We start from the raw sequence: 21,470 nt of genomic DNA on the forward strand, positions 1-21,470 counted from the left end.
GCGCTCCTCGTCGACGCTGATCTGCGGGTGCGCCACGAGCAACTCCTCGATGGCGATCTGGGCCTGGAGGCGCGGTTGTCAGTGCTGTCGCTTGGGCGGCCACGGCACGAACATCGATGTCCGCGCGGCGTACTCCGGATATCCGGGCCGGCGCATCATCGTCCGCTCCAGCAGCTTGGCCCCGGTCGCCCAGACCAGGAAATAGGTCATCGCCACCGGGGACAGGACGGTCAGCACACCCGGCCACGCCGACGCCGCGACCAGGAAGATGCCCCACCACACGCAGGCGTCGCCGAAATAGTTCGGGTGCCGGGTCCATGCCCACAGGCCCCGGTCCATCACCGGACCTCGGTCGGGGTCCCGCTTGTACGCCGCCAACTGGGCGTCGCCGACCGTCTCGAAGGTGGCGCCGATCAGCCACAGGGCGATGCCCGCCACGGCGACCCAGAACAGTCCGTCACCGGCGACGGCAGCGACCTGGACCGGCAGCGAGACGAACCACAACGAGATGCCCTGGGTGAAGAAGACCCGGCGCAACGCAACCGAGAACGGGGCGTCGCCCAGCATCTCCGCATAGCGCTTGTCCTCGGGTTGGCCGTGGTTGCGCCGGTGCATGTGCCAGGCCAGGCGGAGCCCCCAGACACCCACCAGGCCCAGCAGCACCCACCGGCGCACCGCGTTGCCCTCGCCCAGCAGGCACCCGGTCAACGCGGCCACGAGGGCAACCAGGACGAAGCCCAGCCCCCACGCGGTGTCCACCACCGAGACCTTCCCGAGTCGGTGACCGACCCAGGCGGTGATCCCCATCAGCAGCGCCACCGCCAGCAGCGAGGCGCCGGAGACGATCAGGAACGCGGTCACCATGTGCGCACCGGCGCAACCGTGTGCGGGCCGGGTCGCACGGCGAGCAGCTGATCCACGCCCATCCGCCTGTCCCGGAAGGCCAACCGGCCACCGACCAGATAGAGCCGCCAGACCCGGGCCACCTCCTCGCCGACCAGGTCGACGATCCGCTCGAAGTTCTCCTCGAAGGTGGCCAGCCAGGCGTCCACGGTGCGCACGTAGTGCTCCCGCAGCGCGTGCACGTCGCGGACCTCCAGTCCCGCGTCCTCCAGGAGCGCCACCGTCTCCCCGACCGGTCGCATGTGCATGTCGGGGGCGATGAACGACTCGATGAACGGGCCGCCGCCCGGATGCCTGCCGCGGCGCGACATCTGCTGGATCAGCACCCGGCCACCGGGCCGCACCGCACGGCGCAGCGTGGCGGCGTACGTCGGATAGTTGCGCCGGCCGACGTGCTCGCCCATCTCGATACTGGCCACGGCGTCGAACTGGCCCACCCCGGATGGTCCCGTGACCTCGCGATAGTCCTGAAGCCGCACCTCCATGGTCTCCTCGAGCCCGCGCAGCTGCACCTGTTCGCGGATCCACGCGGCCTGCTCGGCGGCGATGGTCACCCCGGTCACCCGGATGCCGCGCTCGGCGGCGTACAGGGACAAGGAGCCCCAGCCGCAGCCCACGTCGAGCAACGTCATGCCCGGGACGAGGCCGAGCTTGTCCAGCACCAGTTGCAGCTTGTCGCGCTGGGCGTCGGCCAGCGTGTACGCCGGGTCCGCCGAGCGCCAGTAGGCGCACGAGTAGGCCATCGAATCGTCGAGCAGCAGGGCGTAGAACTCATTCGACAGGTCATAGTGGTGGCTGATCGCCAGACGGTCGCGGAACTTGGTGTGCAGCCGGCCACGGACCCGGGCCTGGGACGGTGGGGCCGAGGGCGGCATCCGTACGTCGCGGATCAGCCGGAGCAGCGCCGCGGCCACGGCAGGGCTCGGGCGGATCCCGGCGAGTCCACGCTCACCGGCCACCGTGTGCACATGGTCCAGGGCCGCGGTCAGGTCGCCCTCGACGTCGATCTCCCCGGCCACGTAGGCCTGCGCGGCGCCGAGCTCCCCGGGATGCCAGAAGACCCGGGAGAGCGCCCGCGGAGAGTTCAGGACCACGCGGGGCGCATCAGCAGGCCCTGCGGCCGACCCGTCCCAGGCGACGAGGTGGACCGGCAGCTCGCCGCCGACCACGGGCCGCAGGCCCTCGGCCATCCGCTGGGCGACGCCGCTCATGATGCCTCCTCGCTCCGGGCCAGGGTGATCTGCTGGACGTCGAGATAGCCCGAGGCGAACCCAGCGCGTGAATAGGCCAGGTAGAAGTGCCACATCCGGGCGAAGACCTCATCGAAGCCGAGATCGTCGAGCCGGTCGGCCGACGCCGCGAAGGCTTCGTCCCACTGGCGCAGCGTCTCGGCATAGTGGGCACCGAACGCGAGCCGGTCGACCACCCGCAGGCTGGTGTGCTCGCCGGTGACCTGCTCGATTGCCTCCACCGAGGGCAGGAACCCGCCCGGGAAGATGTACTTGTTGATCCACGTATGGCCGCCGCGGGTGGCCAGCATCCGGTCGTGCGGCATGGTGATCGCCTGGATCGCGGCGCGACCACCGGGAGCCAGCAGCGCGTCGAGCTTCGCGAAATAGGTCGGCCAGAACTCGTGGCCCACCGCCTCGATCATCTCGACCGAGCAGATCGCTTCATAGTTGCCCTCGACCGCGCGATAGTCGAGCAGGGCGACCTCGACCCGGTCGGCGAACCCGGCGGCGGCGATGCGTTCCCGGGCCAGTTGCTGCTGCTCGACCGAGAGGGTCACCGAGCGGACGCTCGCGCCCCGGGCAGCGGCCCGGATCGCCAACTCGCCCCAGCCGGTGCCGATCTCGAGCACCCGCGAGCCGGCTCGCACCGCGGCCTGGTCGAGGAGCCGCTCGATCTTGCGGATCTGGGCTCGCTCCAGATCCTCGTCACCGTCCTCGAAGAGCGCCGAGGAATAGGTCATCGTCGGGTCGAGGAACGTCGCGAACAGATCGTTGGAGAGGTCGTAGTGGTGCGCGATGTTCTCCCGGGCCTGCTCCTGGCTGTTGCGGTGTGCCCCGGGCATCCGGGCGGCCCACAGCCGGCGCATCCGCTGCAGCGGCGCCGGGACCAGGGTGCCCAGCTCGTGCGCCATCGTGGTCAGCAGCAGGTCGAGATCGGGGGAGTCCCAGGCGCCGGTCATCCAGGCCTCGCCGAAGCCGATCAGGCCGTCGGTGCCGACCCGGCGGAAGAACTCCTCGGGGCGGTGCAACACCAGGGTTGGCGCGGTGGACCCCGAGGGTGGCACGGGAAAACGTGCACCAGGTGACTGCGATCCGGTGCTGTCTTCGATGACCCGGACGCCGAGCCGGTCGGCAATCCGGTGCAGCAGGCGCCGGGTGATCGCGGCGCCAGCGCGTGCCCGGGGCCCGGTCGGTACGTCGTACAGACCCGGCCAGCGGTCGGTCGCGGCGGGGAGAGTGGAGGTGAGGGTCATTGGACGCCTTCCTGGGGCGGATGCGTGGGTCGTGGGTGGACCCGAAGCCGGCGCAGCCAGAGGCCCACACCCTGTATTCGGATCCGGAGCGTGGTGAGGATGGGTGCGCCGGCGGCGGGGATCGGTCGCCGGCCCGCGGGCAGGCGCGAGCCGACCAGGGAGGCGGTGAAGGGCTCGGCGCCGTCGCGATGCAGGGTGATCGAGACCGCGACCCGCTCGCCGGGCCCCGAGACCGCGATCTCATAGCGTCCGCTGGTGTCGTGGAACGGGGAGACATACATCGCCTTCTCGGTCATCGCCCGCCCGTGCTCGTCGGGCCGGACCAGATAGGCATGCCGATCGCCGTAGGTGTTGTGCACCTCCAGCACCACCGCGGCCAGGGTGCCGGCGGCGCGGTGGCACCAGAAGACCGTGAGCGGGTTGAAGCAGTGGCCCAGGGCGCGCGGGTTGGCCAACATCAGCACCCGGCCCCGCTGCTGATCGGCATCGGTCAGGTCGATGCCGCGGCCGGCCAGGAAGGCGTCAATGTTCGCCCGGATGCTGGAGCCCGGGTCGCCGAGGTGGTCCCGGGCCTCGAACGAACCGCGCCAGGACGGCTTCGGGAGGTCGTCGAGGTCGACCAGCCAGGACCACGACCGGTTCCGGAAGGCGTTGCGCCACGGCGTACGCCGGGTGTGCCGGATGTCGGTGCGATAGAGCCGCGGTGCCGGCGCCGGCCGCGGTGACTCCCAGGTGAACCCGAGCCGCTCGGCGGCACGCAGCCCCGAGGCGGCGCCGTCCTCGTGGAAACCCCAGCCGTGCCACGCGCCGGCGAGCGCGATCCGGTCCGTGTCCAGCTCCGGGAGCCGCTGCTGCGCGGCGACCGAAGCCGGCGTGTAGAGCGGGTGCTCATACTCCATCGTGGCCAGCACCGTGTCGGGGTCGACCTCGCCGCCCAGGGTGACCAGATAGCGGGTCGCGGTCTCCAGCCGCTGCAGCCGGGTCAGGTCATAGGTGACCGTCACCCGACCGTCCGGGGTCGCCGGGCGACGGAAGTTCCACGATGCCCAGGCGCGGCGGGATCGCGGCAGCTGGGAGGTGTCGGTGTGCAGCCGGGCAGTGTTGGCCGAGTAGCCGATCGCGCCGAGCACCTCGCGGTGCAGGGGTGTCGGCTCGGCCAGCATGTCCAGCGCCTGGCCGGGGTGGGTGGCGATCACGACGGCGTCGAACCGGTCGACGGTGCCGTTGCCGTCGGTGACCTCCACACCGCGGTCGGTCTCCAGCACCGAGGTGACCTTGGTTCCGGTGCGGATCTCGCCACCACCAGCGACCAGTCGAGCGGCCAGCCGCTCGACGTACTCCCCGGAGCCGCCGGTCACGGTGCGCCACTGCGGCGAGCCGAAGATGCCGAGCATGCCGTGGTGGTCGAGGAAGGTGAACAGATAGCGTGCCGGATAGTCCTGCGCCCGGTCCGGGTCGCAGGACCAGACCGCCGCGACCAGGGGCTCGGCGAAGTGCCGGGTGAAGTACGCCGTGAACCGGCCGTCGGCGAGGAACTCGCGCAGGGTCCGGTGCTCACCGGGACCGGCCGCCAGCAAGCGGCGCGCCTGCCGGTGGAAGCGGGGGATCTCGGTCAGCATCCGCAGATACGCCGGGTTGCCCAGGTTGGCGAGGGTTGGGAACAACCCCCGCCAACCCAGCGCTCCCGCCCATTCCAGGCAGGTCTTCTGGTCACTGGTCGACATCGACATGTCGGAGTCCTGCGTGCGCACGTCGAGCGCCGCGAAGAGCCGGAGCAACACCGGATAGGTGCGCTCGTTGTGCACGATGAAGCCGGTATCGATGGCGAGCTCGCGGCCGGACGGATCGGTGACCAGATGCGTGTCGGCGTGGCCGCCGAGCCGGTCGTCGGCCTCGAACAGGGTCACCCGCGCCGTCGCCGAGGCGACGTGGGCGGCCACCAGGCCGGCCACGCCGCTTCCGATGACGGCGACCCGGAGCTGGGCCGCGGGGTCGCCGGGGTTCATGTCGCCTGCGAGAAGTCGAAGAGCGCGATCGGGTCACTGGTCGGTGCTGGTGACCCTCCCTCGGGCTCAACGGTGATTCCGGCGGCGGTCGCCGTCGCGGCGTCCCCCTCCAGCAGCACCTCGGCATCGGCGCCACCGGTCATCAGCCCGGCCGGGAGCATCTCGCCCTCGGCGGACTGCAGCCACAGTTGGTAGACCTTCCCGGCGGGTGCCGCGGGCATGTCGCGGGTGACCAGCACCGCCTGGCCGTGCGACGTGGAGCGGACCAGGCGAGCGGTGGCCCCGTCGAGTTCGAGTTCGACCGCCTCCGCGTCGGGAGCCTGGAGCACCCGCTGGGTGGCGGTGAGTTGTTGAGTGGTCTCCTCGGCCCACGGCTGGGTGATCACCAGTGCTCCTCCTCCGCCGATCACGGCAACGGCAGCAGCCGCTGCGACCAGCGGACGAAACCAGGGGCGTCGTCCCCGCTCCTCCGGTCTCTTCGGGGGGAGCGGACGGACGGTGGAGATCCGGGCCAGCACCGCATCGCGCATGGCCGGCGGCGGAGCGACGGCAACCGCCCCGGCGAGCAGGGCGGAGGCCTCGCGAAGGCTGTCCACCTCTGCGCGGCAGTCGGCACAACCCGTCAGGTGCCGTTCGAACTGGGCACGCTCGATGTCGTCGAGGGCATCAACCGCGTAGGCGCCCACCAGGGCGTGGATGTCGCTCACGGTGCCACCTCCTTCCTGCTCGGTCCCAGAGTGTCGCGCAGCCGGATCAGGCCGTCGCGGATCCTTGTCTTGGCGGTGCCCAGCGGCAGATCCAGCATGGCCGCCACCTCCGTGTGCGTGTAGCCACCGAAGTAGGCGAGCTCGACCGCCTCGCGCTGGATGTCGGTCAGTGATTGCAGCGCGGCCCGGACCCGGCGTGCCTCGAGGGCTCCGGTGGCCGCTTCTGCGGTTTCGTCGTGGGGCACCACCTGGCTCCGGTCGTGCCAGGTGGTGTCGCGCCGGCTTGCCGATTCGGCGGAGCGGACCCGGTCGACGCCGCGTCGGTGCGCGATCGTCATCAGCCAGGCCAGGGCGCTGCCACGGTCCGGGTCGAAGCGGGCCGAGGTCCGCCATGCCTCCAGGAATGCTTCCTGGGTGACCTCCTCGGCCTGGGCCGGATCACGTACGACGCGCAGCACCAGTCCGTGGACCCGCGCCGACGTCGCGTCGTACAACTCGCCGAACGCGGCCTCGTCCCCGCGGGAGGAGCGGCGTACCAGCTGTGCGAGGTCGGCCGTTCCTCCCGACGACGCATCGTCGGGAGGAACGGCCGCCATGCTTCTCATGGATCCAGTGTCCTCAACAGTCCGCGTGGATCAGGGCATCAGGACGGTGTCGATGACGTAGACCGTCGCATTGGCGGTCGGGATGTTGCCGCAGAGCACGGCGGCATCCTCGTCACCGACGGTGAACTCCTCGCCGCTGCCCTTCACCTCGATCATGTCCCCGGCCAGAGTCTCGTGCTCGCCCGCGATCTGGTCGGGACCGAGCTGTCCACCCACCACGTGGTGGGTGAGGATCGTGGTGAGCAGCTCCTTGTCGGCGAGCACGCCCTGCAGGTCCGCCTCGGGGATCTTGGCGAAGGCGTCGTCGGTGGGTGCGAAGACGGTGATGCCATCGGCCGAGTTGAGGGTGTCGACCAGGCCGGCCTCGGTCACGGCGGCGACCAGGGTGGTCAGCAGCGGGTTGGCGCTGGCCGCGGTGGCGACCGGTTCGGTGGCCATGCCGTCGAAGGATCCGTCCCCCGAGGTCGGGATCGCCGAGCAGCCCGGACCGAACGTGTCGGCGCCGGCGCCCTGCATGTTCTCGTCGGTCTCGCTCATCCCGCTCTCGTCGGGGGCCTGGCTGTTGCTGCCGGTGGTGTTCTCGTTGCCGTTGCTGTCGTCGTCGGAGCCGCAGGCGGCCAGACCGAAGGCGAGCGTCAGTGCAGCTGCGGCGACGCCGGTGCGGCGGATGATCGTGTTCCTCATGGTGCTGCCTCTCGTGGTGGTTGCTGTCGGGAGGGATTCGAAGGCGAGGCATGGGGCGGATTGGTCACCTGCGGAGAAGTTTTTTTCAGCGCACCTGGAGCGAGATCTCCTGGATCCCGCTCGACCCTCCCGGAAACGGTGTGGTGCGCACGGGGGTCTGCACCTCACCGTCGAGGCCGATCGCCCGGACCGCGAGCAGGTGTCGGCCGGGTTCGGCATCCCAGAACTGGTACCACTGCCGCCAGTAGTCGACCCCGACGTCCGGACCGAGTCGCGCCTCACGCCAGGGTCCACCGTCGATGCGAATCTCGACGCGATCGATGCCCCGGGTCTGGGCCCAGGCGACTCCTCCGATCACCACGCGACCCGCGTCGATGGTGGAGAGCGGCTGGGGCGTGTCGATGCGTGAGGCGATCTTGATCGGGGCGTCGATCGCCCAGTCGCGTTCGGTCCAGTACGCCGTTTGCTCGGCGTACGTGGTCAAGGTGAGCCGGGTCAGCCACTTGGTGGCCCCGACGAACCCGTAGATGCCCGGCGTGATCAACCGGGCCGGGAACCCGTGCTTGGCCGGCAGCGGCTCGCCGTTCATCCCGATCGCCACCATCGCGTCACGGCCATCGGTCGCCACGGCCAGCGGCGTACTGATGGTGAAACCGTCGACGGCGGTGCTGAGGATCTGGTCGGCCCGATCACCGACCCCGGCGCGGTCCAGCAGATCCATCAGGGGCACGCCGAGCCACCGGGCGGCGCCCACATAGCCGCCGCCCACCTCATTGGAGACGCAGGTCATCGTGATGTCACGCTCGATCAGTGGCATCGAGGAGAGTTCGTCGAAGTCCACGGCGAACGGGTTGGCCACGTCGCCGTCGATGGTGAGCCGCCAGTCGTCGACCGGGACCACGGGCAGGCTCAGGTTGATGTCGACGCGGTAGAAGTCGGAGTTCGGGGTCTGCAACCGGCTGATCCCGTCGAAGACCCGCTCCAACCCTGCCGGCAACGGCGAGGCAGGGTCCGCCGGCGGCGGGAGGGTGACGTTGCCGGGCCGCGTCCGCAGCGCGATGATCCGCTGCCCTCCCCACCCCATCACCACCGTCGCCGCCGTGACGATGCTCCCCGCGATCAACATGGCGCGTCTAGTTGGTCCGGAAGTTTCGCCGTCCACCCGGGGAAGCTGTTTCCTCCCAGCGGAGATTTCGGCAGGGAACAGTACATCTCCCCGGCCAAGCGGTGAGATGTTCAGCAGCACCGCGAGCGCCAGGAGGCAGACCGCGGCGCTGACCAGCGCAGGGAGTACGTCGACCGGGGTGGCGGTCGGTCGGGTGAGCGCTGCTGCTCCGGCGAGGGTGATCAGGACCAGCAGGAGGCCGGCCCCGAGGCTGAAGCGTCGGGCGGCGAGCCAGCCGGCGACGGCGGCCAGCAGCAGGGTCGCCGCGACCACGCTGCCGATCAGGATCGGTTTGTCCTTGGTGCCGAACTCCCGGACGGCATACTCCTTGAGCGGAGTCGGGGTCAGGTCGATGACTGTTGCGCCGACGGCAAGCACCGGTGAGGACGCGGGGGTGGTCAGTGCGGCGAGGAGGTGGCCGGAGGCCATGCCACAACCGGTGGCGAGCACACCCGCCAAGGCAAGGAAGAGTGGTCGCAGGGTGGGGCGGAAATGCACCATGCGGGGGATTCGTAACGAACCCCCGCATGGATTGGGCGTCAGCGAGCCATTGCCTCGACCGGGGTGTCGGTCGGGGTGATCTCCTCGGTGTGCACGCCGTCGGGGTCGGCGAAGACGATGATGTTCTTCTGGTATTTGCCGTTCTTCCAGTCGGTGCAGGTGACCAGGACCAGGCGGCCACGCTCGCGGTCCTGCCCGAAGAGGTCGGCCGCGTGCTCGGCCACCTGGGCGATGGTGAAGACCTTCACCTCGCGGACCTTGTAGTTCAACTTGGCCTCGCCGGTGATGACCTGGACCCGGTCGCCCGGCTTGACGTCACCCATCCGGTCCATCACGCCGCCTCCGGAGTGGACGGTGTGGCCGGTGATCAGCGTCTGCCCGTGGTTGGCGCCCGGCTTGGCGCTGTCCTTCCACCATCCCACCAGGCGTACGTCGGCCGGCGGGTGCAGGACGTCGTTGGGGTCGGTGTCGATCGGGATGACTTTCGACTTCAGTTCGATCGAGGGGACGACCAACTCCACCGGGTCGGCGGGGGTGACGTCGATGAAACTGCCTGGTGCAGGTCCCAGGCTGGCCGACGGCAGGACCAGGCCGGCCAGCGCAAGGACCATACAAAAGGCCAAAAGGCCTGAGTGAACGCTTCGGAGGCGTTCACCCAGGCCCTGGCTTGGGGTCATGCCTTGAGACTCCTGCGGAATCCGACGATGCCGGCAGCAGTACCGAGGGCGAGCAGTCCGCCGAGCAGGCCGAGGCCAGCGTCACCGGGGGCGCTCTCGACACCCGAGGTCACCTTGGTCGGCGGGGCCGGGGTCTCCTCGTCCGGGGTGTCCGGCTCCGGGTCCGGGTTGCTGATCGGCGCGGAGCCGTTCGGGCCACAGGAGACCTTGCCGATCTCCAGGTCGATGGCCAGCGGGGCAATGGCGTGCAGTGCCTCGACGTCGAGGGTGGTGACCGCGATGGCCTCACCGTTGGCGCTCGGGACGTGCTTGTTCACCACGATGGAGAGCAGGCCCACGTCGGCCAGGGTCTGGGAGACGAGGTCGTCGAGCAGCGGCTCGAGGACGGGCTCGCGGATCGCGTCGATCAGGGGCTGGACGAGACCGCTGAGCACCGGGCCGAGGACCGGGGCCAGGGCGCCGTCGAGCAGGGTGTCGGTCAGCGACGCGAAGACGCTGGGCAGGATCTGGTCGACCAGGGACTGGGTGCTCAGCAGCGGGGTGCCGGTCGGGGTAGGTGCGACGTTGGTGTCGAGGGTGATCACACCGAGGTCGGTCCCGGCCAGGGTCAGGTTGACGCTGGCGTTGGCGATGGAGGACTCGGCGGTGGCCTGCTGGCCGGTGTTCGCGACGCAGCGGGTCTCGATGGCACCCAGGGTCACGGCGACGTCCAGGTCAGCGAGTGGAGCGAGGGCCTGCTCGAGGACCGGCACCAGCGCTGCGGTGATCTGGTTCAGCAGCGGGGAGAGGAGTGCGTCCAGGGGGCCGAGGATCGGGGCCAGGGCCTCGTTCAGCACGCCACCATCGGTCGGGAGGGTGGCGAGGTTCTCCGGGAGGAGCAGGTTCGTGAAGTTGATCGCGACCGGGTCATCGCTGAAGTTGCAGGAGTTGTCACCAACGTTGACCGGGGATCCGCTCGCGTTGGACACGGTGCCGGCGCAGGCGAACGAGTTGCCGTTGTAGACGGTGTTGTCGGCGTTGGCGATCCGCTTGGCGACTGCACCCTGCCCGAGGGCACCGGTGATCGCGAGCTGCTGCTCGTGCAGCGCGGTCAGCAACGGCGTCGGGGCCACCGAGACGGTGTCGACGGAGCCGTCATTGATCGCGACCGACGGCGTGTTCAACACCGAATCGATCTCGATCGCATTGCCACCGATGCTCAGGGTGATGGCCTGGGCACTGGCCTGAGCGACGGGGTCGGCGGCCTGGGCCGGCGCAATGCCGAGCATGACGAGACTCGTGGCGGCGGTGGCCGCACCGAATCGCAGCGCAGTTCTCTTCACGGGATGTGTCCTCAAATGAGTGTGCTTGTGGGAGGTCTTCTCCGGACCAACGAGACGGAGGCGGAAAAGTGACAGAATCAATCTAGGGCGTTTCGCGGAACTTGTCTTCCCCGTACGGTATATGGGCATGGAATGTCCGGTTGATCCGGGCACTGGTGCTCAGGCGTGTGACGAGGTTCACTGGACTCCATGACGCCGTTCGGCCAGGAAAACCCGATCGAGGACGGAATGCGCACCCAGGTGGCCGAGTCCTGGCACCGTTCCGCCGCCGCCGGCGTGAGCGTCGACGAGGTCGAAGCACCGATCACGCTCACCTCCGACCTGCTCCGCGACCACCGCGAGGCGCATCCGCTGGCCCAGGTCTTCCCACTGCTCGACGACGTGCTCGGCCAGGCGGCCCGTGACTGCGACGCGATCATGGCGGTCTCGGATGCCTCGGCCCAGTTGCTCTGGGTCAGCGGCAACCCGCAGGCGCTGCGCCGCGCCGAACGGATCGGCTTCGTGGAGGGCGCCAACTGGGACGAACGGCTGGCCGGCACCAACGCGCCCGGGATGGCGCTGACCCTCGACGCGCCGGTCAACGTGGTCGGCTCGGAGCACTTCCGCAGCTCGGTGCAGCGGTGGAGTTGCGCCGCCTCCCCGATCCACGACCCCAACACCGGCGAACTCCTCGGCGTCCTCGACATCACCGGCGGTGAGGAGATCGTGGTGCCGCAGACGATGGCGATGGTGCGGGCCGCCGCTCGGATGGCCGAGACGGAGCTGGGGATGCGCAAGCTCGCCGCCTCCACGATGCCGCCCGAGCCGCGGCGTACGTCGGGACTGCGGGTGGGCGTGGAGTGTCTGGGGCGCAACGACGCCCTGGTCACCGTCGACGACGGCGGCGGCCACCGCTCCACGCTGCGCCTCAGTCCACGCCACTCCGAGATCGTCCTGCTCCTCGCCTCCGCGCCGCGCGGGTTGTCGGGGGACGAGTTGGCAGTGCTGCTCTATGAGGAGGACCTGCCCGTCTCCACGCTCCGGGCCGAGTTGAACCGGCTCCGGAACCTCCTCGGTGAGGAGCTCTTGGCCAGTCGTCCCTATCGTCTCGTCGCCGAGATCGCCGGTGACTGGGTGGCGGTCGAGGCACGCCTGGCGGCCGGCGACGTGGCCGGGGCGATGCGCCGCTATCGAGGGCCGCTGTTGCCCAGGTCCACCGCGCCTGGGGTCATCCGGCTGCGCGACGCGGTCGCCACCAGCCTGCGCCGTTCGCTGATCGGCTCCGGGGTTGCCGACCTGATGTCGTCGTGGACCCGCTCCTCGTGGGGGAGTGACGACTACGAGATGTGGACCGCCCAGCGTGCCGCGGTCGGCCCCGGCTCGCCGCTGCTCCCGCTGATCCAGGGACAGATCGAGCGGCTGGACCGGGAACTGGGCTGATCCGAGGAGTGAGCCGTAGGCATCCCGAGGGACGAGCGCTGCCGGAGGGGAGCCCCAGGACGTCAGCCCAGGATGACACAGGTTGAGCCTCCGTGGTCACTGGGAGAGGCTCCAAGGGCCGATTCGTGGCTCCGAGTGACCACTCGGCGTGATCGGTTGCGAGCGGCGTGACCAAGGAGCGGAGCCGATGCAACGTGGCTGCAACGTTGCGCTCCGTAGCGTGTGACGGGCATCACCTCCCTGTTCCCTCTCCCTTCCCTTGGAGCACACGATGACTGTTCACGCAGCCCCCGGAACCGACGGATCGACGATCGAGGTCAAGAGCCGCTACGGCCACTACATCGGCGGCGAATGGGTTGACCCGGTCAAGGGCAACTACTTCGAGAACATCTCGCCGGTCAACGGCAAGCCCTTCACCGAGGTCGGCCGCGGCACCGCCGAGGACATCGAGGCCGCCCTCGATGCCGCGCACGCCGCCGCACCGGCCTGGGGTCGGACCTCGCCGGCCGAGCGGGCCAACATTCTCAACAAGATCGCCGACCGGATGGAGGAGAACCTCACCGACCTGGCGGTCATCGAGACGTGGGACAACGGCAAGGCGGTGCGCGAGACCCTCAACGCGGACATGCCCCTGGCCATCGACCACTTCCGCTATTTCGCCGCCACGGTCCGCGCCCAGGAGGGCGGCATCTCCGAGATCGACGAGAACACCTACGCCTACCACTTCCACGAGCCGCTGGGCGTGGTCGGCCAGATCATTCCGTGGAACTTCCCGATCCTGATGGCGGTCTGGAAACTCGCTCCGGCACTGGCGGCCGGGAACGCCGTCGTACTCAAGCCGGCGGAGCAGACCCCGTGGTCGATCCTGAAGCTGGCCGAGCTGGTCGGCGACCTGCTCCCGGCCGGTGTGCTCAACATCGTCAACGGCTTCGGCGTCGAGGCGGGCAAGCCGCTGGCCTCCAACCCGCGGATCTCCAAGATCGCCTTCACCGGCGAGACCACCACCGGGCGCCTGATCATGCAGTACGCCTCGGAGAACATCATCCCGGTCACCCTGGAGCTGGGCGGCAAGAGCCCGAACGTCTTCTTCGAGTCCGTCGCCGCCGAGCGGGACGCCTTCTATGACAAGGCGCTGGAGGGCTTCACCATGTTCGCGCTCAACCAGGGCGAGGTCTGCACCTGTCCGTCGCGGGCACTCGTGCAGCGCTCCATCTATGACCAGTTCATCCCGGACGCCCTGGAACGGGTCAAGGCGATCACGCAGGGCAACCCGCTCGACGAGAGCACGATGATGGGAGCGCAGGCCTCCAACGACCAACTGGAGAAGATTCTCTCCTACATGGACATCGGCAAGCAGGAGGGCGCCAAGGTCCTCACCGGTGGTGAGCGGAACGTGCTCGACGGTGACCTGGCCGAGGGCTACTACGTGCAGCCGACCGTCTTCGAGGGTGACAACTCGATGCGGATCTTCCAGGAGGAGATCTTCGGGCCGGTGGTCGCGCTGACCAGCTTCGACGACGAGGCCGATGCGATGAAGATCGCCAACGACACCCTCTACGGCCTCGGTGCCGGCGTGTGGAGCCGCGACGGCTCACAGAACTTCCGCGCCGGGCGGACCATCCAGGCGGGCCGGGTCTGGACCAACTGCTATCACGCCTACCCGGCCCACGCCGCGTTCGGCGGCTACAAGCAGTCCGGCATCGGGCGGGAGAACCACAAGATGATGCTGGACCACTACCAGCAGACGAAGAACCTGCTCGTCTCCTACAGCCCCGACAAGCTCGGCTTCTTCTGATGGACGCGGAGGTCTCCGCGTCCGGTGTGCCGGGTGTGGAGCGGGTGGCTGTCTCCGACGAGGCGGCGGTGGTGCTCCGCCGCCTCGTCGGCATCCACGGGCCGGTGATGTTCCACCAGTCCGGCGGCTGCTGCGACGGGTCCTCGCCGATGTGCTACCCGAAGGGCGAGTTCCGCACCGGGGACTCCGACGTACACCTCGGTGACCTGGACATCGGGCTGGACGAGCCGGTGCCGGTCTGGATGGGCAAGGCGCAGTTCGAGTACTGGTCGCACACCCACCTCACCATCGACGTGGTCAAGGGCCGGGGATCCGGCTTCTCCCTCGAGGCACCCGAGGGGGTCCGCTTCCTGACCCGCTCGCGGTTGATGGAGGAGTGAGGGGAACCCCAGCGGCGTACGCCGCTGGTTGACCGCACGTGCGAGGATTCCGGCCATGAGCACACCTGACCAGGGCCGGAGCCGCGCCGCGGTCATCGGCGACGGCATCGAGTGGACTGCGCGCTGGAGCATCCGTTGGGTCTGCATCGCGCTCGGCGCGCTGCTGGTCGGCATCGTGATCAGCTGGACGTGGACCATCATCCTGCCGGTCGCCCTGGCGCTGATCATCACCACCGTGCTGGCGCCGATCGCCCAGGCGCTGGAGCGCTGGCTCCGGTTCCCCCCGGCAGCGGCGGCCGGGGGTGCGCTGATCGGCTCGATGGGGGTGGTCGCCTTCGTCATCTATCTGCTGGCGCCCTCGATCGGCGGGCAGACCGAGAAGATTGTCAACGACACGATGGGCGGCCTGGCCCGGCTCCAGGAGTGGGTCCAGGAATCCGACGTCATCTCCAAGCCGCAGCTCGACGCGGCGCTGCAGGGGATCCAGGACCGGCTCAAGGAGTCGTCGGGTGACATCGCCAACGGCGTCCTCGTCGGGGTCGGCGCGGTCACCTCGGCCGTGATCACCCTGGTCGTCACGCTGATCCTGACCTTCCTCTTCCTCAAGGACGGCCGCCGCTTCATCCCCTGGGTGCGCGATCTCGCAGGTGACCGGGTCGGTGGTCACCTGGCCGAGGTGCTCTCCCGCTCCTGGGCCACGCTGGGCGGCTTCATCCGGACCCAGGCCCTGGTCAGCTTCATCGACGCCGTCTTCATCGGCATCGGGCTGGTCCTGGTCGGCGTACCGCTGGCGATCCCGCTGGCCGTGCTCACCTTCTTCGGTGGCTTCGTCCCGATCGTGGGTGCCTTCGTGGTCGGTGCGATCGCCGTCCTGGTCGCGCTCGTCTCGGTCGGCTGGAACGGTGCACTGATCGTGCTGGCGATCATCGTCGCGGTGCAGCAACTCGAGGGCAACGTGCTCTCCCCGTGGCTGCAGTCCAAGAGCATGAACCTGCATGCCGGGGTGGTGCTCCTCTCGGTCGCCCTCGGCTCCACCCTCTTCGGCATCATCGGCGCCTTCCTGGCCGTGCCGACCGTCGCCGTCGCCGCAGTGGTGCTGCGCTACCTCAACGAGCAGGCAGCGCTGGCCGAGGGCACGCCGCATCCGATCCAGCGGGTGATGGTGCAGACCGAGGAGGGACGTCCACTCGAGATCGACGACGACGATGACGACGACGAGGATGAGGAGCGCGGGCCCGACCCGGTCACCGTGGACGGCGCCGACGCCAGCACGGGCGAGTCGAACCAGGCGTGATGAGCACCGGGCAGCAGCCTGTCGGACAGGCACCACGCGCCGTCGTCGCCGGCACCACGATCGGCGGCTTCGTCGCACTGCTCTATGTCATCGAGTTCGTCGACATGCTGCTCGACAACCGCCTCGACGCCGAGGGCATCCACCCACGCGAGTCCGAGGGGCTGCCCGGCATCCTCTTCGCCCCGCTGCTGCACGGCGGCTGGGGACACCTGGTCGCCAACACGCTCCCGGCGTTGGTGCTCGGCTTCCTGATCCTGCTCTCCGGGGTGCGCACCTGGCTCGGGGTCACGGTGGTGGTCTGGATCATCGGCGGCTTCGGGACCTGGCTGACCGGCGGCGACAACTCCGTCCACATCGGCGCATCGGGCCTGATCTTTGGCTGGTTGACCTACCTGATCGTGCGCGGCGTCTTCTCCCACAAGGTCGGCCAGATCCTGCTCGGTGTGGTCATCCTTGTCATGTACGGCGGACTGCTGTGGGGCGTCCTGCCCGGCCAGGAGGGCATCTCGTGGCAGGGGCACCTCTTCGGCGCGATCGGTGGCGTCCTCGCGGCCGCCCTGCTCACCGACCGGGCCAACCGGGCCGGCCGGGAACCCGAGCCGTCCCGTCCCGAACTGCCCTTCTGAGGCGGCGTACGCCGGTCCGTGCCGAGAGCTGGCCTCGATTCCGGCCACCACCGTTGCGCAGGTAGGCTTGAGGACTCATCAGTTCCGGTGTCCGTGAAGGGGATCCTCGCTTGTCAGACGACGTTCTCAGCCGCGAGGTGGCGGCTGAACAGGCCTTCGTCGACCGTGTCTACGTCCAGCTCGGCAAGTCCGCCGAGTCGGCCCAGCAGCTCGCCCGCGAGGGCCACGACCGCGGCCGCCTGGGCCATGAGGGCGGCCTGGTCGAGCGCGACGCCATGGTCTTCCATGCGGCCCGGCGGATCGCACAACTCGACTCCGCGCACGAGGGGCTGGTCTTCGGCCGCCTCGACCTCGACCCGGAGCTGGACCCGGAGCCGCGCTACGTCGGCCGGATCGGACTGCGCGACGAGAACCACGACTCCCTGCTGATCGACTGGCGGGCGCCCGCAGCAGCCGTCTTCTACCAGGCCACGGCCGCCGAGCCGCACCACGTCGTACGCCGTCGGGTGCTGCGCTCGGCCGGCCCGCGGGTGGTGGGGGTCGAGGACGAACTGCTGGACGCGGACAATCCGGTCGCCGAGAATCTCCCGATCGTCGGCGAGGGTGCGTTGATGGCGCAGCTCTCCCGGGCCCGGGACCGCTCGATGCACTCCATCGTGGCGACCATCCAGGCCGAGCAGGACAAGGCGATCCGGGCCCCGGCCAAGGGCGTCGTCTCCATCTCCGGCGGACCCGGCACCGGAAAGACCGTGGTGGCGCTGCACCGGGCGGCGTACCTGCTCTACACCGACCGGCGCCGCTATGAGTCCGGCGGCGTGCTGATCGTCGGGCCCTCGGGCGTCTTCATGCGCTACATCGAGCGGGTGCTGCCCTCCCTGGGTGAGACCGCCGTGGCGCTGCGGTCGCTGGGCGAGGTGGTCGACGGCGTGAAGGCCTCGCGGCGCGACGACCCGGCGGTCGCCGACGTGAAGGGGTCGGCACGGATGGCCGAGGTGCTGCGCCGCGCGGCCCGCCAGTCGGTGCCCGGCGGACCGGGCGAGTTCCGCCTCTTCTACCGCGACGACGTGCTCCGGCTGGACCGTCGCGCGCTCGGCCAGTTGCGTCGCCAACTCCTCTCGCACGGACGGCGCAACAAGGTGATCCCGCGCGTGGCGTCCACGTTGCTCGACGCGCTGTGGCGCCAGGTCCGCAGCGAGCGGGGCCGAGAGCGCGGGCGCGACGCGTTCAACGACGAACTGCTCGGCAACGACGACTTCCTCGACTTCGCGTTGCAGTGGTGGCCGCCGCTGGACGCCGCCACCGTGCTGGGCTGGCTGCGCGACCCGGAATTCCTGGCCCGGGTCAGCGACGGCATCCTCACCCACGACGAGCAGGCCACGCTGCTCAAGGGCTGGGACGGCGAGACCACCGTGGAGGACGTCCCGCTGATCGACGAACTGCGCTATGCGCTGGACGACGTACCGGAGAAGTTGGAGGCGGAGAACGAGTTCACCGACCACCTCGGCGGCGACCTGGCCGAGTTGAGCACCGCGGCCGACCGCGAGTTCGCCTCCGGTCCCGGCTGGCGCCCGCCGACCAACCGGATCGAGGACGACCCCTATGCGCACGTCCTCGTCGACGAGGCGCAGGACCTGACCCCGATGCAGTGGCGGATGGTGGGCCGCCGCGGCCGCACCGCTTCGTGGACCATCGTCGGTGACGCCGCCCAGTCCTCGTGGCCGGTGCCTGCGGAGTCGGAGGCGGCCCGCGCGGCAGCGATCGAGGGCAAGCAGGTGCACGCCTTCCACCTGTCCACCAACTACCGCAACTCCTCGGAGATCTATGCGTACGCCGCGGCGTACGCAGAGCGGGTCGGCCTCGACGCCGACCTGCCCACGGCGGTCCGCTCCACCGGCATCGAGCCACGGATGCTGGGCCGGGTCGAGGACCTGCAGCAGGCGCTCCGTGCCGAGGTGGCCCGGCTGGGCGGCGAACTGGGCGGCACGATCGGGATCGTGGTGCCGGTGTCCCGGCGCGCCGAGGTCAACGCCTGGCTGGCGTCGTGGCCCGAGTTCGCCGCCGATGCCCCGTCGGCGGCTGAGCCAGGGGTGAGCGCGAGCGGCGAGGACCGGATCGTGGTGCTGACCGGGCTGGAGACGAAGGGGCTCGAGTTCGACGGGATCGTGGTGGTCGCGCCGCAGGAGATCGAGGACGAGTCCCAGACCGGCCGTGCGGTGCTCTACGTGGTGCTCACCCGCGCCACGCAACTGCTCTCCGTCGTCTCACCGCTCGAGGATCGGGCGCCGACGGGCGCCTGACACGACCGGTCCGGGCCGCGGCGTCGAGTGGCTGCGCGTTCCCGCGATTGCGGCTAGCCTCCTGCCATGAGCGATGTCCCGCCGCCGCTGCCGCCCAACGTCCCGTCCGGCTCCGGATGGGGCGGCCAGGCGCCGCCCCCGCCCCCGGGTTGGGGCCAGGAGCCCGGCGCCGGGGGAATGCCGGGGCCGTCGCGCTTCGAGGCGCCCGAGGCGATCGGCTATGGCTGGAAGGCGTTCCGGGCAGACCCTGCCCCCTTGGTGGTGGCCGCACTGATCGTGCTGCTGGTCCCGGCGGCGGTGCAACTGTTTGGCAACCTGGTCGCGGGTGGCAATTTCTTCGAGTTCGAGGCAGATGGCAACGGCGTCGACTTCGACCTCAACCCGCTGGCCCTGATCTTCAACATCCTGGGGTCGTTCATCGGGATGCTGCTCGCCGCGGCGATGGTGCGACTGGTGCTCGACGTGGTCGACGGCAACGAGGTCAGCGTGGGGGCGATGTTCAGCCGCTTCGACATGGTCCAGGTCGTCATCGCTGCAGTGGTGCTCAGCATCGCGATCACCGTGGGTATCCTGCTCTGCTTCCTGCCCGGGTTGCTGGTGCTCTTCTTCACCTTCTTCACCAACTATTTCATCGTCGGCAAGGGTCAGGATGCGATCACCGCGATCAAGTCCAGCGTCTCCCTGGTCAGTGACAACTTCGGCGCAGTGCTGCTGCTCGCCGTGCTGGCGTTCCTCTGCATGATCGGCGGCATCATCGCCTGCTGCATCGGCATCCTGGTCGCTTACCCCGTGGTCACCCTCGCCACGGCGTACGGCTTCCGGACCCTGCAGGGGGAGCCGGTCAAGCCGGTCTGATGCCGGACCTCGAGGTCAGTGCGCCACGCCGTACAGGCGGTCGCCGGCGTCGCCCAGGCCGGGCACGATGTAGCCCTTCTCGTTGAGCTTCTCGTCCATCGCTGCGGTGACGAGCTGCACCGGTACGTCGAGCCCGGCCAGGTCGGCCTCGACGCGCGCGCATCCCTCGGGGGCGGCGAGCAGGCAGATCGCAGTGATGTCGTCGGCGCCGCGGTCGACCAGGAACTGGATCGCGGCGGCCAGGGTGCCGCCGGTGGCGAGCATCGGGTCGAGCACGTAGCACTGCCGCCCGGACAGGTCATCGGGGAGCCGCTCGGCGTACGTCGATGCCTCCAGGGTCGCCTCGTTGCGGATCATCCCGAGGAACCCGACCTCCGCGGTGGGCAGCAGTCGGACCATGCCGTCGAGCATGCCGAGCCCGGCGCGCAGGATGGGGACGACGAGGGGCTTGGGGCTGCTCAACTTGACCCCGTCGGCCGCCGAGACGGGGGTCTGGATGGTGACCGGGTCCACCCGGACGTCGCGGGTCGCCTCATAGGCGAGCAGGGTGACCAGCTCGTCGGTGAGACGGCGGAAGGTGGGGCTGTCCGTCTCCTGGCTGCGCAGGGTGGTCAGCTTGTGGGCGACGAGCGGATGATCGACGACGTGGGTACGCATGGGAAAAACCTAGTCGAGTCCGGGTGATCTTTGGTGAAACGGGCTTGGAACCCGTGGGCGGCTCTGTCACGCTGGGCTCAACCGCCCCCGCACGGGGGCACGTGCAGAGGAGTCGTGGTGGACGAGGTGCCTGAGGTCGACTTCGCGTTCGCGGTCTTCCGCGATGACGGCGACTGGGAGGTGGAGGACCTGACCGACCAGTTCCTGGAGTCGGTCGAGTCGTTGGCTGCTGGCCTGCGTCGCTTCCCCGGCGAAGGTGGGGCGATGGCGCTGATCGGGCTGGACGAGGACGTCTTCGTGATCGTTCGGGTCGAGGACCACGTGGTGCGGGTGCTGCTCTCGGACGTCACGGCCGCCGACGACTGGGAACTGGCCCGCTCGGTCCTGGAGCACCTCAACCTGCCGTTCCCCGACGACGATGACGACTCCGAACCGGCCGGCGACCTGGCCATCCTGGCCGACCTGGGGATGCCTGCGGCGGATCTGGCCGACCTGATCGACGACCACGACCTCTTCCCCGACGAGGTGCTCTCCGAGGTGGCCGAGGAACTCGGCTTCGCGGACGAGTTCGACGAGGCGCTGGGACTCGCCTCGGCGTGAACGCGGCGTACGACGAGGCGATGCGGCTGGCGCTGGCCCAGGCGTCGGCGGCGCTGACCGGCGGTGACGTGCCGATCGGCGCGGTGGTGCTCGACGCGACCGGCGCGGTGATCGGGCGCGGTCACAACCTCCGCGAGGCCACCGGCGACCCGACCGGCCACGCCGAGGTGGTGGCGATCCGCGATGCTGCGGCCAGCCGTGGCGAGTGGCGGCTGGAGGGATGCACGCTGGTGGTCACCCTTGAGCCGTGCACGATGTGTGCCGGCGCGATCGTGCTCTCGCGCCTGGCCCGGGTGGTCTTCGGTGCCTACGACGACAAGGCCGGTGCCGTGGGCTCGCTGTGGGACGTGGTCCGCGACCGTCGCCTCAACCACCGCCCCGAGGTGGTCCCCGGCGTACTGGTCGACGAATGCGCCGCGGTGCTCATCGACTTCTTCTCCACCCACCGTTGACCCACGAGCGCTCACTCGTTGCGTCGCGAACGCTCAATCG

Annotated in this window: 20 protein-coding genes; 9 read left to right on the forward strand and 11 right to left on the reverse strand. The window is 69.7% G+C overall.

Annotated elements, in window-relative coordinates:
• Positions 1 to 78 precede the first annotated feature (78 nt).
• From Q9R27_RS00595 to Q9R27_RS00640, 10 genes are all read right to left on the reverse strand, one after another.
• Positions 79 to 864 (reverse strand): DUF1295 domain-containing protein, encoded by a 786-nt coding sequence (locus Q9R27_RS00595; protein ID WP_311250382.1) that lies wholly within the window; start codon positions 862 to 864, stop codon positions 79 to 81.
• Positions 858 to 2,114 (reverse strand): cyclopropane-fatty-acyl-phospholipid synthase family protein, encoded by a 1,257-nt coding sequence (locus tag Q9R27_RS00600; protein ID WP_311250383.1) that lies wholly within the window; start codon positions 2,112 to 2,114, stop codon positions 858 to 860. Before Q9R27_RS00600 ends, Q9R27_RS00595 begins: the two co-directional genes overlap by 7 nt.
• Entirely contained in the window at positions 2,111 to 3,388 is a 1,278-nt protein-coding gene (locus tag Q9R27_RS00605) for a class I SAM-dependent methyltransferase (RefSeq protein ID WP_311250384.1), read from the reverse strand. Before Q9R27_RS00605 ends, Q9R27_RS00600 begins: the two co-directional genes overlap by 4 nt.
• On the reverse strand, positions 3,385 to 5,394 hold the full coding sequence (locus Q9R27_RS00610; protein ID WP_311250385.1) for an FAD-dependent oxidoreductase: 2,010 nt from the start codon (positions 5,392 to 5,394) through the stop codon (positions 3,385 to 3,387). The genes Q9R27_RS00605 and Q9R27_RS00610 overlap by 4 nt, the downstream gene beginning before the upstream one ends.
• A complete protein-coding gene (locus tag Q9R27_RS00615) occupies positions 5,391 to 6,101 on the reverse strand; it encodes an anti-sigma factor (protein WP_311250386.1) in 711 nt (236 codons plus the stop codon). Before Q9R27_RS00615 ends, Q9R27_RS00610 begins: the two co-directional genes overlap by 4 nt.
• Positions 6,098 to 6,706: an ECF RNA polymerase sigma factor SigK gene (gene sigK / locus Q9R27_RS00620; RefSeq protein ID WP_311250387.1), complete on the reverse strand. Its 609-nt coding sequence runs from the start codon at positions 6,704 to 6,706 to the stop codon at positions 6,098 to 6,100. Before sigK ends, Q9R27_RS00615 begins: the two co-directional genes overlap by 4 nt.
• A gap of 30 nt (positions 6,707 to 6,736) precedes the next feature.
• The gene (locus Q9R27_RS00625) at positions 6,737 to 7,390 is read right to left on the reverse strand and encodes a fasciclin domain-containing protein (RefSeq protein ID WP_311250388.1); all 654 of its coding nucleotides are present in this window, start codon (positions 7,388 to 7,390) and stop codon (positions 6,737 to 6,739) included.
• An 85-nt stretch (positions 7,391 to 7,475) separates the two neighbouring features.
• The gene (locus Q9R27_RS00630) at positions 7,476 to 9,056 is read right to left on the reverse strand and encodes a molybdopterin-dependent oxidoreductase (protein WP_311250389.1); all 1,581 of its coding nucleotides are present in this window, start codon (positions 9,054 to 9,056) and stop codon (positions 7,476 to 7,478) included.
• 38 nt (positions 9,057 to 9,094) lie between these two features.
• Entirely contained in the window at positions 9,095 to 9,667 is a 573-nt protein-coding gene (locus Q9R27_RS00635) for a class F sortase (protein ID WP_311250390.1), read from the reverse strand.
• Positions 9,668 to 9,729: 62 nt separating this feature from the next.
• Positions 9,730 to 11,055, reverse strand: a complete 1,326-nt coding sequence (locus Q9R27_RS00640; RefSeq protein ID WP_311250391.1) for a hypothetical protein — start codon at positions 11,053 to 11,055, stop codon at positions 9,730 to 9,732.
• A gap of 189 nt (positions 11,056 to 11,244) precedes the next feature.
• Here Q9R27_RS00640 and Q9R27_RS00645 point away from each other — a divergent pair, with 189 nt between their 5' ends.
• From Q9R27_RS00645 to Q9R27_RS00675, 7 genes are all read left to right on the forward strand, one after another.
• Positions 11,245 to 12,474 (forward strand): GAF domain-containing protein, encoded by a 1,230-nt coding sequence (locus Q9R27_RS00645; protein WP_311250392.1) that lies wholly within the window; start codon positions 11,245 to 11,247, stop codon positions 12,472 to 12,474.
• A 271-nt stretch (positions 12,475 to 12,745) separates the two neighbouring features.
• A complete protein-coding gene (locus Q9R27_RS00650; protein WP_311250393.1) occupies positions 12,746 to 14,269 on the forward strand; it encodes an aldehyde dehydrogenase family protein in 1,524 nt (507 codons plus the stop codon).
• Positions 14,269 to 14,649 carry a DUF779 domain-containing protein gene (locus Q9R27_RS00655; protein ID WP_311250394.1) on the forward strand — a complete coding sequence of 127 codons (381 nt, stop codon included), beginning with the start codon at positions 14,269 to 14,271 and terminating at the stop codon, positions 14,647 to 14,649. Before Q9R27_RS00650 ends, Q9R27_RS00655 begins: the two co-directional genes overlap by 1 nt.
• A gap of 55 nt (positions 14,650 to 14,704) precedes the next feature.
• Entirely contained in the window at positions 14,705 to 15,943 is a 1,239-nt protein-coding gene (locus Q9R27_RS00660) for an AI-2E family transporter (protein ID WP_311250395.1), read from the forward strand.
• Entirely contained in the window at positions 15,943 to 16,569 is a 627-nt protein-coding gene (locus tag Q9R27_RS00665) for a rhomboid family intramembrane serine protease (RefSeq protein ID WP_311250396.1), read from the forward strand. Before Q9R27_RS00660 ends, Q9R27_RS00665 begins: the two co-directional genes overlap by 1 nt.
• 110 nt (positions 16,570 to 16,679) lie before the next feature.
• On the forward strand, positions 16,680 to 18,866 hold the full coding sequence (locus Q9R27_RS00670; RefSeq protein WP_311250397.1) for an AAA family ATPase: 2,187 nt from the start codon (positions 16,680 to 16,682) through the stop codon (positions 18,864 to 18,866).
• A 66-nt stretch (positions 18,867 to 18,932) separates the two neighbouring features.
• Positions 18,933 to 19,721 carry a hypothetical protein gene (locus Q9R27_RS00675; RefSeq protein WP_311250398.1) on the forward strand — a complete coding sequence of 263 codons (789 nt, stop codon included), beginning with the start codon at positions 18,933 to 18,935 and terminating at the stop codon, positions 19,719 to 19,721.
• Between the two features lie 15 nt (positions 19,722 to 19,736).
• Here the strand turns inward: Q9R27_RS00675 and upp are convergent, their stop codons facing one another.
• Complete coding sequence (gene upp, locus Q9R27_RS00680; protein WP_311250399.1) at positions 19,737 to 20,378, reverse strand: uracil phosphoribosyltransferase; 642 nt, start codon at positions 20,376 to 20,378, stop codon at positions 19,737 to 19,739.
• A gap of 117 nt (positions 20,379 to 20,495) precedes the next feature.
• On the opposite strand from upp, the gene Q9R27_RS00685 reads away from it, so the two are divergent.
• Positions 20,496 to 20,978 carry a tRNA adenosine deaminase-associated protein gene (locus Q9R27_RS00685; RefSeq protein ID WP_311250400.1) on the forward strand — a complete coding sequence of 161 codons (483 nt, stop codon included), beginning with the start codon at positions 20,496 to 20,498 and terminating at the stop codon, positions 20,976 to 20,978.
• Positions 20,979 to 20,998: 20 nt separating this feature from the next.
• Complete coding sequence (locus Q9R27_RS00690) at positions 20,999 to 21,430, forward strand: nucleoside deaminase (RefSeq protein WP_311250841.1); 432 nt, start codon at positions 20,999 to 21,001, stop codon at positions 21,428 to 21,430.
• Positions 21,431 to 21,470 lie beyond the last annotated feature (40 nt).

The organism is Nocardioides sp. AE5 (assembly GCF_031844485.1).
In the GTDB taxonomy this organism is placed as follows: domain Bacteria; phylum Actinomycetota; class Actinomycetes; order Propionibacteriales; family Nocardioidaceae; genus Nocardioides.

Excerpts from the sequence above, each read along its gene's own strand:
- Q9R27_RS00595 (WP_311250382.1), bottom strand. The coding sequence starts at position 864 with ATGGTGACCGCGTTCCTGATCGTCTCCGGCGCCTCGCTGCTGGCGGTG.
- Q9R27_RS00600 (WP_311250383.1), bottom strand. The coding sequence starts at position 2,114 with ATGAGCGGCGTCGCCCAGCGGATGGCCGAGGGCCTGCGGCCCGTGGTC.
- Q9R27_RS00605 (WP_311250384.1), bottom strand. The coding sequence starts at position 3,388 with ATGACCCTCACCTCCACTCTCCCCGCCGCGACCGACCGCTGGCCGGGT.
- Q9R27_RS00610 (WP_311250385.1), bottom strand. The coding sequence starts at position 5,394 with ATGAACCCCGGCGACCCCGCGGCCCAGCTCCGGGTCGCCGTCATCGGA.
- sigK (WP_311250387.1), bottom strand. The coding sequence starts at position 6,706 with ATGAGAAGCATGGCGGCCGTTCCTCCCGACGATGCGTCGTCGGGAGGA.
- Q9R27_RS00625 (WP_311250388.1), bottom strand. The coding sequence starts at position 7,390 with ATGAGGAACACGATCATCCGCCGCACCGGCGTCGCCGCAGCTGCACTG.
- Q9R27_RS00630 (WP_311250389.1), bottom strand. The coding sequence starts at position 9,056 with ATGGTGCATTTCCGCCCCACCCTGCGACCACTCTTCCTTGCCTTGGCG.
- Q9R27_RS00635 (WP_311250390.1), bottom strand. The coding sequence starts at position 9,667 with ATGGTCCTTGCGCTGGCCGGCCTGGTCCTGCCGTCGGCCAGCCTGGGA.
- Q9R27_RS00645 (WP_311250392.1), top strand. The coding sequence starts at position 11,245 with ATGACGCCGTTCGGCCAGGAAAACCCGATCGAGGACGGAATGCGCACC.
- Q9R27_RS00650 (WP_311250393.1), top strand. The coding sequence starts at position 12,746 with ATGACTGTTCACGCAGCCCCCGGAACCGACGGATCGACGATCGAGGTC.
- Q9R27_RS00655 (WP_311250394.1), top strand. The coding sequence starts at position 14,269 with ATGGACGCGGAGGTCTCCGCGTCCGGTGTGCCGGGTGTGGAGCGGGTG.
- Q9R27_RS00660 (WP_311250395.1), top strand. The coding sequence starts at position 14,705 with ATGAGCACACCTGACCAGGGCCGGAGCCGCGCCGCGGTCATCGGCGAC.
- Q9R27_RS00665 (WP_311250396.1), top strand. The coding sequence starts at position 15,943 with ATGAGCACCGGGCAGCAGCCTGTCGGACAGGCACCACGCGCCGTCGTC.
- Q9R27_RS00675 (WP_311250398.1), top strand. The coding sequence starts at position 18,933 with ATGAGCGATGTCCCGCCGCCGCTGCCGCCCAACGTCCCGTCCGGCTCC.
- upp (WP_311250399.1), bottom strand. The coding sequence starts at position 20,378 with ATGCGTACCCACGTCGTCGATCATCCGCTCGTCGCCCACAAGCTGACC.
- Q9R27_RS00690 (WP_311250841.1), top strand. The coding sequence starts at position 20,999 with ATGCGGCTGGCGCTGGCCCAGGCGTCGGCGGCGCTGACCGGCGGTGAC.